General features: G+C 36.1%; 25 protein-coding genes. 3 read left to right on the forward strand and 22 right to left on the reverse strand.

All coding sequences use genetic code 11. The features are described from left to right. Positions 1-31: 31 nt before the first annotated feature. A complete protein-coding gene (locus WAK64_RS20630) occupies positions 32-475 on the reverse strand; it encodes a hypothetical protein (protein ID WP_336588881.1) in 444 nt (147 codons plus the stop codon). Positions 476-680: 205 nt separating this feature from the next. On the opposite strand from WAK64_RS20630, the gene WAK64_RS20635 reads away from it, so the two are divergent. Together WAK64_RS20635 and WAK64_RS20640 are read left to right on the forward strand one after the other, a co-directional pair. Next, on the forward strand, positions 681-869 hold the full coding sequence (locus WAK64_RS20635; RefSeq protein ID WP_336588882.1) for a hypothetical protein: 189 nt from the start codon (positions 681-683) through the stop codon (positions 867-869). 134 nt (positions 870-1,003) lie between these two features. Continuing rightward, a complete protein-coding gene (locus tag WAK64_RS20640) occupies positions 1,004-1,453 on the forward strand; it encodes a hypothetical protein (protein ID WP_336588883.1) in 450 nt (149 codons plus the stop codon). Between the two features lie 305 nt (positions 1,454-1,758). Here the strand turns inward: WAK64_RS20640 and WAK64_RS20645 are convergent, their stop codons facing one another. Continuing rightward, on the reverse strand, positions 1,759-2,205 hold the full coding sequence (locus tag WAK64_RS20645; RefSeq protein WP_336588884.1) for a hypothetical protein: 447 nt from the start codon (positions 2,203-2,205) through the stop codon (positions 1,759-1,761). A 190-nt stretch (positions 2,206-2,395) separates the two neighbouring features. Between WAK64_RS20645 and WAK64_RS20650 the strand changes: the two genes are divergently transcribed. Further along, a complete protein-coding gene (locus WAK64_RS20650; protein ID WP_336588885.1) occupies positions 2,396-2,620 on the forward strand; it encodes a helix-turn-helix domain-containing protein in 225 nt (74 codons plus the stop codon). Positions 2,621-2,634: 14 nt separating this feature from the next. Here the strand turns inward: WAK64_RS20650 and WAK64_RS22525 are convergent, their stop codons facing one another. The 20 genes from WAK64_RS22525 to WAK64_RS20745 form a co-directional block, all read right to left on the reverse strand. Beyond that, on the reverse strand, positions 2,635-2,880 hold the full coding sequence (locus WAK64_RS22525; RefSeq protein WP_419465977.1) for a LexA family protein: 246 nt from the start codon (positions 2,878-2,880) through the stop codon (positions 2,635-2,637). A 947-nt stretch (positions 2,881-3,827) separates the two neighbouring features. Then, a complete protein-coding gene (locus tag WAK64_RS20655) occupies positions 3,828-4,286 on the reverse strand; it encodes a hypothetical protein (protein ID WP_336588886.1) in 459 nt (152 codons plus the stop codon). A gap of 180 nt (positions 4,287-4,466) precedes the next feature. After that, a complete protein-coding gene (locus tag WAK64_RS20660) occupies positions 4,467-4,754 on the reverse strand; it encodes a hypothetical protein (RefSeq protein WP_336588887.1) in 288 nt (95 codons plus the stop codon). 175 nt (positions 4,755-4,929) lie between these two features. After that, positions 4,930-5,700, reverse strand: coding sequence for a GH25 family lysozyme (locus tag WAK64_RS20665; RefSeq protein WP_336588888.1), 771 nt, complete (start codon positions 5,698-5,700; stop codon positions 4,930-4,932). 71 nt (positions 5,701-5,771) lie between these two features. Continuing rightward, the gene (locus WAK64_RS20670) at positions 5,772-5,966 is read right to left on the reverse strand and encodes a phage holin family protein (protein WP_336588889.1); all 195 of its coding nucleotides are present in this window, start codon (positions 5,964-5,966) and stop codon (positions 5,772-5,774) included. Next, complete coding sequence (locus tag WAK64_RS20675; RefSeq protein ID WP_336588890.1) at positions 5,953-6,162, reverse strand: hemolysin XhlA family protein; 210 nt, start codon at positions 6,160-6,162, stop codon at positions 5,953-5,955. The genes WAK64_RS20670 and WAK64_RS20675 overlap by 14 nt, the downstream gene beginning before the upstream one ends. Positions 6,163-6,166: 4 nt before the next feature. Continuing rightward, on the reverse strand, positions 6,167-7,285 hold the full coding sequence (locus WAK64_RS20680) for a siphovirus ReqiPepy6 Gp37-like family protein (protein WP_336588891.1): 1,119 nt from the start codon (positions 7,283-7,285) through the stop codon (positions 6,167-6,169). Beyond that, positions 7,278-7,526: an XkdW family protein gene (locus WAK64_RS20685; RefSeq protein WP_336588892.1), complete on the reverse strand. Its 249-nt coding sequence runs from the start codon at positions 7,524-7,526 to the stop codon at positions 7,278-7,280. The genes WAK64_RS20680 and WAK64_RS20685 overlap by 8 nt, the downstream gene beginning before the upstream one ends. 13 nt (positions 7,527-7,539) lie before the next feature. Further along, the gene (locus WAK64_RS20690) at positions 7,540-8,511 is read right to left on the reverse strand and encodes a hypothetical protein (RefSeq protein ID WP_336588893.1); all 972 of its coding nucleotides are present in this window, start codon (positions 8,509-8,511) and stop codon (positions 7,540-7,542) included. 4 nt (positions 8,512-8,515) lie between these two features. Continuing rightward, complete coding sequence (locus WAK64_RS20695; RefSeq protein WP_336588904.1) at positions 8,516-9,385, reverse strand: phage tail family protein; 870 nt, start codon at positions 9,383-9,385, stop codon at positions 8,516-8,518. Then, on the reverse strand, positions 9,385-11,076 hold the full coding sequence (locus WAK64_RS20700) for a hypothetical protein (protein ID WP_336588894.1): 1,692 nt from the start codon (positions 11,074-11,076) through the stop codon (positions 9,385-9,387). Before WAK64_RS20700 ends, WAK64_RS20695 begins: the two co-directional genes overlap by 1 nt. After that, positions 11,076-11,345 carry a hypothetical protein gene (locus WAK64_RS20705; protein WP_336588895.1) on the reverse strand — a complete coding sequence of 90 codons (270 nt, stop codon included), beginning with the start codon at positions 11,343-11,345 and terminating at the stop codon, positions 11,076-11,078. The genes WAK64_RS20700 and WAK64_RS20705 overlap by 1 nt, the downstream gene beginning before the upstream one ends. 17 nt (positions 11,346-11,362) lie before the next feature. Further along, entirely contained in the window at positions 11,363-11,701 is a 339-nt protein-coding gene (locus tag WAK64_RS20710) for a hypothetical protein (protein WP_336588896.1), read from the reverse strand. Continuing rightward, complete coding sequence (locus WAK64_RS20715; RefSeq protein ID WP_336588897.1) at positions 11,701-12,267, reverse strand: hypothetical protein; 567 nt, start codon at positions 12,265-12,267, stop codon at positions 11,701-11,703. The genes WAK64_RS20710 and WAK64_RS20715 overlap by 1 nt, the downstream gene beginning before the upstream one ends. A 12-nt stretch (positions 12,268-12,279) precedes the next feature. Continuing rightward, positions 12,280-12,642, reverse strand: a complete 363-nt coding sequence (locus WAK64_RS20720; protein WP_336588898.1) for a hypothetical protein — start codon at positions 12,640-12,642, stop codon at positions 12,280-12,282. Position 12,643: 1 nt separating this feature from the next. Further along, positions 12,644-12,952, reverse strand: coding sequence for an HK97 gp10 family phage protein (locus WAK64_RS20725; RefSeq protein WP_336588899.1), 309 nt, complete (start codon positions 12,950-12,952; stop codon positions 12,644-12,646). Next, a complete protein-coding gene (locus tag WAK64_RS20730; protein WP_336588900.1) occupies positions 12,942-13,247 on the reverse strand; it encodes a phage head closure protein in 306 nt (101 codons plus the stop codon). Before WAK64_RS20730 ends, WAK64_RS20725 begins: the two co-directional genes overlap by 11 nt. Continuing rightward, positions 13,240-13,542 carry a phage head-tail connector protein gene (locus tag WAK64_RS20735; RefSeq protein WP_336588901.1) on the reverse strand — a complete coding sequence of 101 codons (303 nt, stop codon included), beginning with the start codon at positions 13,540-13,542 and terminating at the stop codon, positions 13,240-13,242. The genes WAK64_RS20730 and WAK64_RS20735 overlap by 8 nt, the downstream gene beginning before the upstream one ends. 133 nt (positions 13,543-13,675) lie before the next feature. Next, entirely contained in the window at positions 13,676-14,503 is an 828-nt protein-coding gene (locus tag WAK64_RS20740; protein ID WP_336588902.1) for a P22 coat protein - protein 5 domain protein, read from the reverse strand. Between the two features lie 14 nt (positions 14,504-14,517). Beyond that, positions 14,518-14,825, reverse strand: a 308-nt coding sequence (locus WAK64_RS20745; protein ID WP_336588903.1) for a DUF4355 domain-containing protein, incomplete at its 5' end; no start/stop codon positions are given.

Genomic DNA, 14,825 nt, shown 5'->3' on the forward strand with positions numbered 1-14,825 from the left:
GAGACATTATAACGTCTCTCTTTAAGTTTGATTAATTATGAACTGTAAATGAATCAGTTATCCAGTCACCAACCCAAATATCATACTCTGAGTCTGAGAAGATTTTCATCATTACTCTAAATGTTCCACTTTCACCTTTTACTAAATGCTCATCAATGTAGAATTTCGACATAGGGGTTTGAGAACTGAAAGAACCTTTTTTGCTATCACGACTATACCAAGCTCCATTAACGTACTCGTCTAATTCCATTCGATAATAAACTGTCCCACCAGCAGAAGTTTTTAGACCAGTAGCACCAATATACGAATCACTAACAGGGTAATCCCCAGTTCGGTCAGTGTATACATTTGCTGAAATCCCATTATAAGTTTTCCAACCAGATTCTGCTGCATCTACTTCTTTTGCATTTGAAAAAGTAACAACCATTGTTAGTGCAAGAGTAATAGCTGCCAAAATTCGAGTGAATTTTTTCATTTTTATCGCTCCCTTATTAAATTTATTAGATAATTAAAAGTAACTATCTACATTAATTGTAAACTATTAGAATTAAATGTAGTATTGGGGAAATTTGGAGGTATTTTCCTTGTTTTTTGTTATAAAGTTAATAAATTGTGGGAAAATTCCCCCAATAACTTTTACACGTTAAAGGAAAGCATATTGATGACAAAGGGGAATCGTTGTGAATATTAAAGAAGCAAAACAAATAATACATGCAGGATTAGCCTGGGCAAACTGGACCGATGAGCAAAAAGAAGCTATGAAGGTAGCACTACAATGTATGATACGAATTGAAAAATTAGAAAAAGAAGTAAAAGGTTTAGAAGAGACTAGAGATCATTTGAATTCTGCAATTAAAATTTTAAAGTGATGTACAAAACAAGCCCACTCAATGAGTGGGTTTTTAATATTTAATAAGAAAAAAATGCTAAAAAAAGAATTATTTACTTAATTGAGTAAATGTAGTAACATAATTTGGTATTTTAATATAGGGAGATGTATAAAATGAAAAAATTTAACAAACTTTTAATGATCATTTCTCTCGCTTTCGGTGGATTCTTTCTTTCACCATCGAATGATGTAGAAGCAGCATGGTCAGAATGGCAATCAGTACCTAAAGCAGGGGTTAATTGTCAGGTTCGAGTTCAGACAGATGCATATAACTATTATTCAACTGCTGACACTGTTGATATTAAGGCTGAGAGTAACGGTGCATGTGGAAAACTTTACTACATGTTGCATTTACCTTATAATTTTGCGAATTTTATGATGGTTACTGATGAACAAGTGGGTTATTTCACCTATGCTACACCGGTGAAGTATTTTGATATTAATCATATAGATGAAGAGGTAGGTTCTCGAGCTACTCTTGATCTATTTTCTTCCTCTAACTATTCAGAAGAAACTTACCTTGGAACCGTTTACGGACATAAATTTACTATTTGGCCACAATAGTTAAGAAAAACAACAAGCCCACTCTATGAGTGGGTTTTTGTTGTATATATTCGTTTTTTCGTTAGAATCCCTGTAGTTTATAACAACAACTAGGCTGATTAATATTGTTGTTATATGCTCCCCATATTCCTATGATTATGACAAAATATTAGACATATTCCTTATTAAACTAGAAAACTATGACAAGCCCCAACACGACACAAAAGACAGCTAAGAAAGCACGTTCAGAATCCGTCATGAGACGTCTTTTGACTAAGTAAGAGTTATAGCTCCCCTTAACCCTTACTAGCTTAATAGGACGTCCCTCAACCAATTTTGATGGTGATTCCTCCACTGTTTTTGCTTCTGCTACGAATCGCCCTTGTTGGTCCCTCATTCTGTGGCTGACGTCTAAACTCGTGGACGTCTTTCTCTTTGCTGACGTCTCTTCTTTTCCTTTCTCCAACAGCTCCAGCAGCCTTTTCATTTTCTCCTTTTCCTCTACTGTCATCATGATTGACGTCCTTACCCCCTTCTCTTTTGTTTGCGCTCTGCTCCCTCCACAATCGGTCATCATCTATGCTCCAGGTGGGCGAGGGAGGAAGGACGTCATCTTTTAAATATGGTTTTAGTAAGCTATGAAACTCTTTTGAATGTGCTGCCGCAAATAAGGCCCCTCTTATAATCTGGTTACGGTCTAAAGTTGTGGACTGGAATAATTGATTAACATAATCTCTAAACTCGTCTGAGTATCGAACCGTTGGACGATACATAATATCACCTCATTTATTAAGGTGACGTCCCTCCCTTTTGCTCTGAGAGTAAGGACGTCTTCAATACATCTTATAGAGTTGGCTCGTCTATTATTCACACTTTTATAAGAAACTTACATTTGTGTGAATAAAGAAAGAAATATTTGTCCAAGATGTTTTTAAATAAATAATTTGTAAAGGAGGTCTTGGAATGTTCGGGCTCGGAAAAAAACGTTCAAAGTTTGGTAAATTTTTAGATCGTAATTCAATCAAACAAACGGAGATATCGGAAATGAGTGGAGTGAATATGAATAGCATTAGTCGTGTTGCAAATTCAAATGAAAACTGTCCATCTATGAAAAACGCATCTAAAATTATTAAAACACTAAAGAAACATGGGTATGACGTCAGTTATGATGATTTTTGGGATATGTAGCCCTTTATACAGGGCTATTTTTTTACAATAATTGATCTTGGGGATTTTGGTGTATAGTCGATGCTTCCGTTTTCTTTCAGTCTTTGTAGGTAGGCGTGGACGGTACTCGAAGATTTTAAACTCGATTTATGGAGGATTTCTTTAATGGAGGGAGACTTTTTATTTTTTGAGATGTATTCTGAGATGATGGCCAGAACTTCATTTTCTCGCTTTCTCATTTTCTCGGCCAATGATTCGTGATCATTTGAAAAATAATACATATTTTATTCCCTTTCTAAAAGTGGTTATTTCTTTCATTTTACACGAACATACATTCGTAGTAAAGTGGATAAGACATAAGTATTGAAATAGAAATATATTGTTACAGTGGTATAACTTTGGTACAATGGAATTAATTTGATTAGTTGGGAGGTTTGCACTATGGGAAGTTCTCTTTTAGGTATAAGTGACGGTAGGCCTCCAATCTAGGCATAGAATAAGATAAGCAATAAAATAGAAATATATTGTTATAGTGGTATAACTTTGGTAGAATGGAATTAATTTGATTAGTTGGGAGGTTTGCACTATGGGAAGTTCTCTTTTAGGTATAAGTGATGGTGGCCCTCCAATCTAGGCCAAATCATAAGATTAACCTGTTCAGGTTAGTCTTTTTTTATGTTCAAATTTCGCAATTAGACGAACCCTAACCCGAAAAGTATAAACTAATTTCGTTGTAGGGCTTCTGACAAGCACAAAAAACGCCCAATCTCGAAAGTGAGAAAGGGCGTTTTCACAGATAAGGATGCAACCTTATTTTAACACACGTATCTAAAAATGGTATAATATTCTTAAGTCACTGGACGGACGTGGTGGCACTTCCCTATGAAGGGAGGTGTTCGCAATGGTTGTTACAACAGATGTACTTTTAGCTATGTTTAGCTTCGGACTACTAATTGTCGCAATCATCAACACAACGAAAAAATAACCACGTCCCCAGGCTAAAGGATTGTGGTTATTTTTTTAACACTATCAAATTTTAGTCACCACGTCTGTGGTAGTGACGATGACGTTTAGTGTTCGCGCACTAAGCGTCTTTTTTAATTTATGTTGATATCTATATTATATACCATATTTCGATTTCCCAAAACTGTAAAGTTCGAATCCCTACAGTCTATACTTATTATAACACAAAAACCCCTCTCGCTAAGAAAGGGGATTTTGTTGTGAATTAATATCCATACACGTCCACGGTAAGTATTTGAGTTTCATCTCCATTATTGTGACCACTTTCATGGACTGAATAAAAACGAACATTACTCCCATATTTTCCTACATTAAAAGTTAAAAAACTGCCTGATTTATAAACAGGTAATGCACCTATATATTGACCATCTACATAAGCTTCAAGATGTGCTTTTGTCCAGTCCCCAATATTATCATGAGCATAAACAGTGACCCTTTCTATGTATTTCTGCTCCTGCAAATTAACTTGGTAATATTTAGAGGGACCACCACATCTAGTTCCACCAATACAAATATTCGGGGCAGAACTGAATAGTAAGGTAGTAGCTGTAAGACTACTCGTATCCTTTGAATCTATAAACTTACTTGTCTTCGATGCGCTAGCAATATTAGAGCCTGTGACCATGAGTAAAAGAACCAAGAACGACATGATAATCTTTTTCATTTTAACAACCACACCCATTCTCTTCTATTTTATTACACTTTTAACAATAATAGATAATTAATTGTTAATAAATGGGGATTTTTACCTGTTTTTGGTTATTAAGGATAAGTCTATGTCAACAAACAAAACCCCTCTCGCTATGAGAAGGGCTTTTTATTATGCTTAAACAGCCAGTTGAACTTAATCTTTAACAAGATCGCCATATCCTCTATAGGCAGCCCTATATGTATCTCCAAGTGTATCAATGCCGATTAAATTTAAGTAGCCACAATAACTACGTCCAAAAAACTGTTGACAATCAAACACTGATGATGGCGCGTCATCTGGGATTGATACATACAGAACTTCGTGCATTAATACTTGTTGCGGTAGATCATCTCCTGCAGCATCAACACTTGGAGTGACAGTTGAGAAGACACCCATTAATAACACAAAACACGCAACTAATAAAAAACGTTTGTTCTTCATTATACAAAAACCTCCATAATTAGATTAATATAGTATCATTCTATCAAATTATTACAAATATTCAATAAAAATGTAAAAAAAGAGAAAATTCCCTCTCAGTTAAGAGAGGGGCTAAACTATTGGAGGTTTTCCTGGAGTTGATTCCTGTTGCTGTTCTAGTATGGCTTTGGCCACATTATTTTATTCTAATTTTTTGCCCCGGATAAATAAGATTCTTATTTTTAATCTTGTTGTCTCGTACTAGCTTATCAACCGATGTATTATATTTGTTAGCAACCTTCGTTAGATTGTCACCCGGCTTAACTATATAAACCGTTTCTTTTTTAGGTGTAGCTATTTTAGTAGGTTTAGTATTTCTCATTTTCCGAATCTCCGCAGCAAAATCCCGATAACTCCAGTTCATGTCCACGTTACCACTGATACCGTTAACCCGGCCGGAGCTTGTGTGCTGCCAAATATCCGCATGACGACCTAACTCGTAATTATATCGAGCCACCCATAAGGCATAAGGTTTTAAACGTTTTTCATCTAATTGATTTTCTAAAAATGATTTTCCTGTATACAGCATGGCGAAGTGCCCACCGTTTTCAAGTACTTCTAGGAAAGCAATCGCTCCATCTGTAAGTTGCTTTTTACTAACACCTTTTTTATCTTCTTCCAAGTCGAGTACAAGAGGGTAGTCTAATTTAAATCCTTTTACCACAGATAAAAAATATTTTGCTTCCTTAATTGCTTCTGAAACACTTGAAAATGTAGCATAATGATAAGCACCAACGTGAATACCTTCTTTTACTGCTTTCTTAGCATTATCTTTAAAATAATGAACCTTAGAATAGCTTGTTCCTTGTGTTGCCTTGATAAAAGCAAACTTAACACCGTCTTTTTGTACTTTGTCCCAATTTATATTACCTTGCCAGTGTGATACGTCGATTCCTTTAATCTTCATAACTAATTCTCTCCCTTAATATTAATTTTATCTATAATAAAAAGCTCCCCGATGTGGAGAGCTTGAATTTTTTATTCTTTTTTATCTTGTAAGCCTGTTCCCAATGAAGGGTTATTAATAACTCCAATCAAAACTAAAATATATAAGACTTGATCTACATACTTTTCGTACTTATCAAGCGATTCAACCAAACTTAAATCTAGTAAAGCTAGTCCAATTAATGAAGCAACTGCAGTCCACAAAATATAATTTTTAAATCGTTCCATTAAAAACCCCTCCATTTATTAAGATTCCTAAAACACCCGTGACAATGGCAGCAACAATAATTTTCAAAATCCAATTTGTATTAGTTTTTATGGAATTTAAATCCTCTTTAATGTCTTTAATATTAGATTCCGCAACTGCGAGGCGTGTTTTCACATCTCCCATGTCTCCCTCTAGCTTTTCAATTCGTTGTTCCAAGTCGTTACCTCCTTAATTCGTTGTCAAATTGAGAAAATCCATCCTTAATCTTACTAATTAACGTTGGACGATTTTTCCCGAAAGTTAGTTCTAATTTATATCCATTGTGTTCAAAAATTTCTTTAGCTTCTGTCACCCTTTCATGAGACATAACACCCCAATCTCTATTCATAATGGTGACTATATCACCTAAGAAAAAATCCTTCTCATATTGAAAAGGACTTGAATGTGTGAGAATTTCAGCTTCTAGAAATAACTCATTTCTTAACTGTTCAAGAGTGCGTTCTCCTCGTTCCTGGAGTGTTTCCCCATTGTCTCCCACACCGTTTTTTTCAATGTCCCTAGCATCTATGAATGTCTCAATTCTCTCAAAGTCTTCTGTATTACCAATCTCAGCAACTTCTCTTTCTACTCCTTCGCCTTGACCTGCTACAAAAGCCACATTTTTCATGTTTAAATCAGAATCAGAGAATCCCATTGTTTGAACGTTTTCAAACTCGGGCGAAAAATAAACAGGTGAGTTTCCAAATTGATTTTTATAACTTAAATCTTTACCATCTAGGGCATCAAACTCCCACCAACCTTCTTTTAAATTTAAAGAGACATCCCATCCGACCCCACTCGTTAATGAAATGTCTCTCAATTCTTCCGAAAGTATTTTAAATCTCGATTGCCAATTAATAGAGTTCCCACGCTGCAAGTCATCTTCCATTCGTAGCATGACAAATTTACGTTTTCTATCTGTAGGGTTAACCGCATTCCTTTCCACATAATGCTTTAAAACTGTTTCGGCTGCTCCTGATTTATTATCATAAGCTGTATTAGATGGTGGCAATGTTAGACGTTGACCGAAAATACCTTTTAGATCATACCCTTTATATACATAGTTTTCAGTAGCCCGTCCATTTTCGTCTAAAGCAACTTCTATATGCTTTATAATCCCCACTTTATTTGGAGACAACATTACTAATCTATTTTTCTGTAACTCTTCCACACTTTGAGAATGTCTATTAATATGCAGCTCAAAAGAACCTACATCATGCCATTTTTTCGTAAGTTGAAAGGAGATATAATCATCAATTTCAGCTATCCATTCCATTTGGGGAGTCAATATTTTAAGCATTTTTTAACTCCATTATGAATGCTTCTAATGCTTCCAATCGTTCCTCAATCGTTGGTGGTTCCGGTTCAGGTGGTACTTTCAGCATTTCCTCATATTCTCTAATAATCTCTTCCGTGCTAGGCTGTGGATTTTCAAGAAACCATGCTGAAATAAATTGTTCCCCATCTACTTGTGATACTTGCCAATCTTTAGGGGTATCAGTTCCCGGAAACATATACATTAGTACATGCGCTATATTCATTTAATCACCTTCTTTAACTCAATTTTGTTGTCATAACACGGTAATCTAATATTTCCGTATCGTTCGGAGAATCGAAAACATAAACACCGAAATCTATTACATCTCCTGCCTCCAGAAAATAAAATCCCGGCCCTTGAAAGATATTATCTCTCGTATGCGTGGGAATCCTTGCAAACAAAGAAGTAATAGCTTCCCCGTTCCGGTTTACATACATTTGCACATCTGGTGTTTTTGATGTAAAATCACCAGCTCCAGAGGACCAATTGGGGAATCTTACATACCCAAAAAATAAATATACGCCTGAAGTTTTAGGTACAAAAGTATTCCCCACTATTTCGTTTTGGCGGTCAAAAATTAACGATGATTCCAGTGGTAATTGTACATTTGTTCTGTCAGGAACAGGAATGTCAACTTCATTATTTATAACTTCAAAGTAAGATTGATTGGGTAAATTGACTAGTCCGTTTTCATCGACTTGAACACCTCTGAGAAGATTATGCAAAGGCGAATAGCCACAAACTAAAGGATTATGTTTTTCATTCTTTATCTGAGAATTTTCAACGAAAGATTTACCTGCAATTACTCTAATCTGTGCTACTGACATCTGATAAATATAATCATCCCTTGTTAATTCCGGTGGTTCTGGAACTGCTGACGCTGTCCCTTTTAATACTTTTGCTTGTATCTTTTTTTCGTTAGGCTCTCTATTAAGCTCAATCACAACTCTATCAATTCTATCCCTTGTAGGGTCAGCCGCATCTAATTCCAAATCTAAGTTACTATCATTTTCGTAAAGGTAACCCTTTATAAACATGGCCCCTTTACTTAAAGTGATAGTCATATTTTGTTTTTCATTAATTTCAAGTGGTGTATACCCTTCCTCCTGTGCTACACCTGTCCCGTTACCTCCTAATAAAAAACTATGAAATAAAGCTAATTGTGCACCTGTAACCGTGCGAGAATCAAAAAACATGAAGTTTTCCATTAAATCACATCCCTACGTATCTATTGCGATATTTAATATTTACTACAGCATCCTCGGTCCCTACATCTGCATAATATGAGAGGTAATTTTCGCCTGGAACCAATTCAAATAAGCTCGATTCGAATATATCGAGCCAATGAAAAGCATTTTCGATTGTTCCATCTGCTTTCTGTATTTCAACTTTCTTATCTTTCCCCTTATCTGTATTAATATAGAGTATGTCCCCTTTTTCTAGCTCTCTATTAACTTTGATTAGTTTACCGGTAGTTTTATTTTCTATCACTGGATTAATCGAAGGTCCATGAAGCTCTATTTCTAACGGTGTATCAACGTCACCATCATTAAATATTACTGCTGATTCTCCTTCTACGCCCAAAACAGCCGGTAACGTAAAGGGTAGCGTAAGACTTTCTCTATAAGCTGCAAGGCTTGCTTTTGTGTCCGTTTCGTCAGTCCAATAAGGGTTAGAACAACGAAAAGAAAATATTGTAGTTTGAAAGTTTGTTCCTTTATTATCTTTACCAGATGGAAAAGAGAGCATTTGTTCAATCTTTGCGCTTATTTCTTTGACATCCCCATTATTTTCATAAAGTAACCGCCCTTCCCCTAATTTCGGGTTAAGTACGGATATTAGCTTTCTTCTATAATCCTTTAATTCTGCGCTACTATTTGCAAGTAACATAACGGTTAAACTGATAATCCTAGGCTCTATTAAAGTATCTAATGGTATTTCTCCATCCTGAAAAGGTACTCTCTGAGATTGATTCGTTACGTCCGTAGCTTCCACACCGTCTATGGATTGAAGGAGAAAAGGCTCTTTTTCTTCAAAAATGATAGTATCACCCTTAGAGTTTATAAATGTTAGTTTTTCCATCACGACCCAAATCCCCACTTCAGCGCCATTCCTCGCATTGACTGCTCTTGTTTTCGATTCATTTCACTTGGGCTTAATGGTACGTTTGGAAAATTATTCGTTATATTAAATTCCATAGGGTTGGTTTTTGCATTTCCATTATTGCTTGCACCCTGTGGAGTTTCCTGTGGTTTCATTACACTTACAACATTATTCATAACCAGTTCAGCATTGGGAATCATGGCTTCTGCACCCTCTAAAAATCCGTCAATCATGTTGCGCCCCCATTTGACAATATTACGCCCTTCCCCTTTTTTGGAAGGTGAGTTAAATCCGATGAAATCGCCTATCTTGCTTGCAACTGTGGCAGCAGCAGAACTAACTGAGTCAATTTTTGCAAAGATTCCATCCACAAACCCAGAAATCATATTTTTCCCCCATTTTTTAGCATCATCTTTTAAATCGCTAAACCAATCTGAAATATCGTCCCACAGGTCATCAAAAGCGCCTGACAGTATGCCCCAAGCTCCTGATAGTATATCGCCTATCGCTCCCCAAAGACCGTCCCAAATCTTTTCTATTCCTTCGCCCATTCGTTCCCAATCGCCTGTAAAAAGGCCAATGAAAAAATCTAATAGCCCTTCAATTATCAAAAATGCATCATCGATTATTTTGACGACTGTATCAAAGGTTGTCTTTATATAGTTCATAATGTTGTCGCCAAAAATATTCCAATACTTCATGATAAAATCAAGCGCTGCTTCAATGAGTTCTGTAATCAAGGCAAATGTATTTTCAAATTGAGCTTGTATTTCAGGAAGATGCTCGACCACCCAATCTTTCATATCTTGAAAAATAGGGAGTAAATAGGTGTTGAAATTATCTACTAAAATAGTGACGACTTCGGAAATTTTATCAAAGACTTGTTTAGTTACTTCCTTTATTTGAGGCATATGCTCTTGTATCCACTCAAATAGCGATGTAAACATTGGCAACAATTCAACGCCTAGTTTTAATAAAAGATTGTTAAAAGTGTCTTTGACATTGTCCCAACCAGCTTTAAACTCTTCTGCCTTTTGTAAATCATCCTCACTTATAACATTGGCGTTATCTTTCATATTTTGTAGTTCTTCGGTTGTCATATTTAAGACGGGAACAAGCTCTTCCCCCGTTGTGGAAAGTAAGGCTGATGCTATTGCGTTTCGCTCTGTGACATCTTCCATACCTTGTAATGCTGTTATGGTTTCGTTGAATATTTCCTCTTGGCTTTTTAGCTTACCTGTAGAATCAGTAACTTGAACGCCCAACTTGCCAAATAGTTCAGCGCCTTCACCTGCTCCGTTCGCTGCGTCCATTGCTTTTTCGCCCAACGCTGCTAAATCGCCAGATGCTTGTTCCATCGAATATCCGTTGTTCTTCATCACCGTGTCCCACTTCTGAAACTCATCTGTGGTCATGCCTGTGACCTGAGAAAACTTATTGATTTCGGCAGTTGTTTCTAATGTTTTACTTAAAAGTCCAGTAACCGCAACAACACCAGCACCAATACCCGCAGCCATTGCGCCACCAGCTACTTTCATCGCTTTCCCTAGCTTCTTCCCTTTACCGCCTGTTCTCCCCATTCCTTCATCTGCATTTCGTAACCCACGGGAAAAACTTTCATCATTTAACTCTAAAGAATAGGAGTATGTCGCCATATCAATAGTGGCCATCAGCTCCCACCTCCCACATATCCGTTTTGACTTCGTAGTCTATCTAAATCCGGTGTTTTTTGTTCTAAAAGGTCAGCTTTTTTATACATTTCTTGCCCTTGTTGTGTTTTTAAAGCATCCCTAGTCTGAAATTGTATAGATAGCGATAGATAAACCGCATAAGGTAGCTTCATAACTTCGAAGTAACTCATTCCACTTGAGATCATCATGTAAGAAATACCCGTCATAATATCTTCTTTATCTCGTTTTTTCGTTGAAAAACCCTCCATTTCCTGAGCTAAGAGCTTCAAGAATGAAGGGTATCGGAGTTTGGGTTTTGTTCAATTTTTGTGATATGTTTCATCGTTTCAGTGATGATAATAGAACATGTTTTAATACTAAATTTTGATATTTCTTTTTTCGTAATTTCTTGCTTTTTATCAAGGCTTAGTATTTCAAACGCTATATTTTGTAGCATTTTCGTTGCTTCCTCAATGTCTGTTGTATTATGCGACTGATCAAAAAGATGTTTTATTTTAAATACAAGTCCCGCCTCAATATCGTAAGGAATTTCATAATCCTTTTCATACAGATTTTTAAAGTTTAAAGGTTCCCCTTGAATTACACTAAAATCAACTACAGCCATTAAATTGCCTCCTCAAATGTCTCAACGATTTCTATATAATTTTGCTCATCGTCCGTATTGGCTATAAACGCATAATCTATTGTTGTCGGCTTTTCCTTTTCAAAATTAAAATTTGTTTTTCCTTCAAATTGAGCTTTGTACATGTTCACAGTGATGGTTCCACCGTCGCCTTTTTGATGAACAAAACGAATATATAATTCAGGCTTTTGATCGTTCTTGCCAATCACAGCCTTACTACTTTTTAAGACTTCTCCTTCTTTGTCCTCCGTGAAATTTGCCCCCATAAGATACTTTGAAATATTTTTAAGTACCCATGTCATGATGCCTGTACTAAATCGGATTTCCTTATCTACGGTTATTTTTCCTATAGTCCCTCGATTAGAGGACGTGATTTTTATATCTTCGTCTTCAATATCTAAATTCGCCCCTGCTTCAATCGCTCCAGCATTTATAAGGGCGTTCTCTTCTTCCGTTGTAAGATTTGATAAATCGGCAATATCCTTGGAATAACCAAAATAAAGCTCCCCACTTCCTAGAGCAATTGGATCTGACTTTTGATAATGCATATTCTATGCCTCCTATTTTTTAACCAAAAAATAAAGCACAGATTCAAATTCTTCTGTACTTGGATTTCTTGCCATTCCCCCACCGTTTACTAATGCACAGTAACGGATATTAGGAATGTCTATTTTTCTGTATTGATCTAATAATTTCACTGTTTTTTCATGTATTTTTTTAAGTGTTACTAAGTTCTTGCTAATCAAACGAAAGGTAAATTGATAGTCCTTAATGAGTCCCCCGTTTAACTCTTTATAACGATAAACTATAAAAGTATCATGTTCTTTCTCTTTGGGCTTTTCAATCCAATATATAGCCGGCTCGTTATTTAATAAACTCATTAACTCGTTATCTGCTTTTAAATATTTGCTTAGTTCATTCATTTTATAAACCCCTAAAAAGGTTTTTTACAGCTTGTAAGTTTTGATCAACCGCAGGCTCCAAATGCGGTTGTTTTTGTTCGGCCCAATATGCATAATCCACAGGACTAAAAACTGTTCCAATGGTTTTATTCCCTTCTTGTCGGACATCGTCATCAATTCTTCTTTTTAGTTCGGTAGTATCTACGGGTGCTAACAACTTTGCATCTGCTGTAATCATAGCGCATCCCGTTTTCATTAACTCTTTTTGGCGTTCACGCCGTTCTCTTATTACTTCGGCAGCCGTTCTGTGGACCGTTCTTCTAAGCCCCATCAAGCAACAACTCCTGGTATTCTTCATCCCACGCAATGAGCTTTTTAATCACATATTGCTTTCCATCTAAGAGGACTTTTTCACCTTCCGTAAATACGCTGTCATAGTCCATATAAGCCCTATACTGGACGTTAGAATCATAACCATACTCTTTATACGCAAGCTCTCTTGTGTATGGTTGGACGTCCGCCAAGACGGTTTTAGAGGGTGTTAATTCTCCCTCTATCCATATATCATCTTCATTCATATAACCCTCTGACATTACTAATAAAGTTAATTCGTGATTATTAAACATTTTCAACGCCTCGAATACGCCTAAAATTATTTAACTGCCGTTTTATATCATCACTTAGAACGTTTGTATAAGTAATACTTCTACTTCCTTGCGTTTTGGATGCTATTCCGTTTGCTTTTCTTTTTTCGTACAATGTGGCTGCAATCCACAGCTTAGTAGATGTTGGAATTTCCTCTAAATCTTCATCATCACAATAGCAATAAGATTTTATAACATCGTTTGTCATATCGAGGAGAAGGGAAAGAAGGTCATCCTTGCCCTCTACCCCTAAATATAATTTGAGTTCTGATATCATATTTATTGACCCTTTGGAGTTGCTTTTACTTCTTCATAATCAGGATTTTTTTGTAGTCGTTTTTGATGTTCTTTATCTACAATTTCCCACACTTTTTTAGTCTTTTTGTTTTTAAATTTCACTATTATTCCCCCTATCGGTTTACAGTCATTACTGCAAGCGCTTCTGGTTTAATTACTTTTCCTCCGTAAAATTGTAGGCCCTTCATCGCATCAGCAAAGAAATTTTCTGGACGGTACGCCTCAATAGAATCAATTGATTGAGCAAATGAAATAGCTATTCTTGTTCCTGCAATGACCTTATATTTTTGCCCTGATACGTTTGGTACATTATTAGATGTATAGACTTGCATTCCAGACACATTACCAATGTAGCCAGTAGCTAATACGTTAGAATCCTTCGTAAAGCGTGGGTCTTTTTGAAGTAACCCATGATAAAATTCTGGAACAACCACCCATCTACCCATTTTAGGAACATTCGACTCTGATAATTTCACCGACATATCCACCAATTGATCATAAGCATCCTCTTTTGTCGCTGTGATTGGTGAAGCATCGGAACCGATTGTATTTTTGTTAGATACATCTGTGTAATGACTAGCAATGTATTTATCCATAATGTCAGCTAAGCCGTATGCAGCTTCCGACATTGCTAAATCTACTAAGTTATTTCGTGTCTGCGCTTTGTCGATATCATCAACCTTGAAATTAAAGAATTTTTGTTGATCCAATGTTAAAGTCGTTTGACTAGAATCAAGCTCTTGGGGGTTTCCTGTTCCATTGTCTTTGTCATAATCTCCAATAGTCACAGCTCCCATAGTATTAATTTTTACGGTTGATCCAATTCCTGCAATGTCTCCTTCATAATCCGTATTAACAAGAGAACCATACACCATTGCTTTTCTTAGGTTTTCATTCAGGCGTGCGCTCCAAACTGTAGGCATAAAATTTGTGATACTCATTAATAAATTCCTCCTTAACTATCCTGCAATACTTGCTGTACTGCTTCCCAATTTTCGTTAATTTCATCTTCTGACATGTTTTGAATCGCTTCTATTGTTAGTGTTTTACCGTCGTTGTTGCTTGGTGGCTTATAGCCTCCTTTTAGTCTTTCTTCCACAATCTGTTGAGTGTGAGAACTAAAGACTTTTTCCAAAGTTTCTAGATTAGTATTTGTTGTTTCTTGATTTTCACCTAACATAAAGTCAACTAAATCAAGTGGCAGCTTCTTTTCATTTGCTACTTTAATAGCTTCATTGCGTAACTCTTCACGTTTCTTTTCGG

The sequence above is a fragment of the Bacillus spongiae genome (assembly GCF_037120725.1).
GTDB classification, from domain to species: domain Bacteria; phylum Bacillota; class Bacilli; order Bacillales; family Bacillaceae_K; genus Bacillus_CI; species Bacillus_CI spongiae.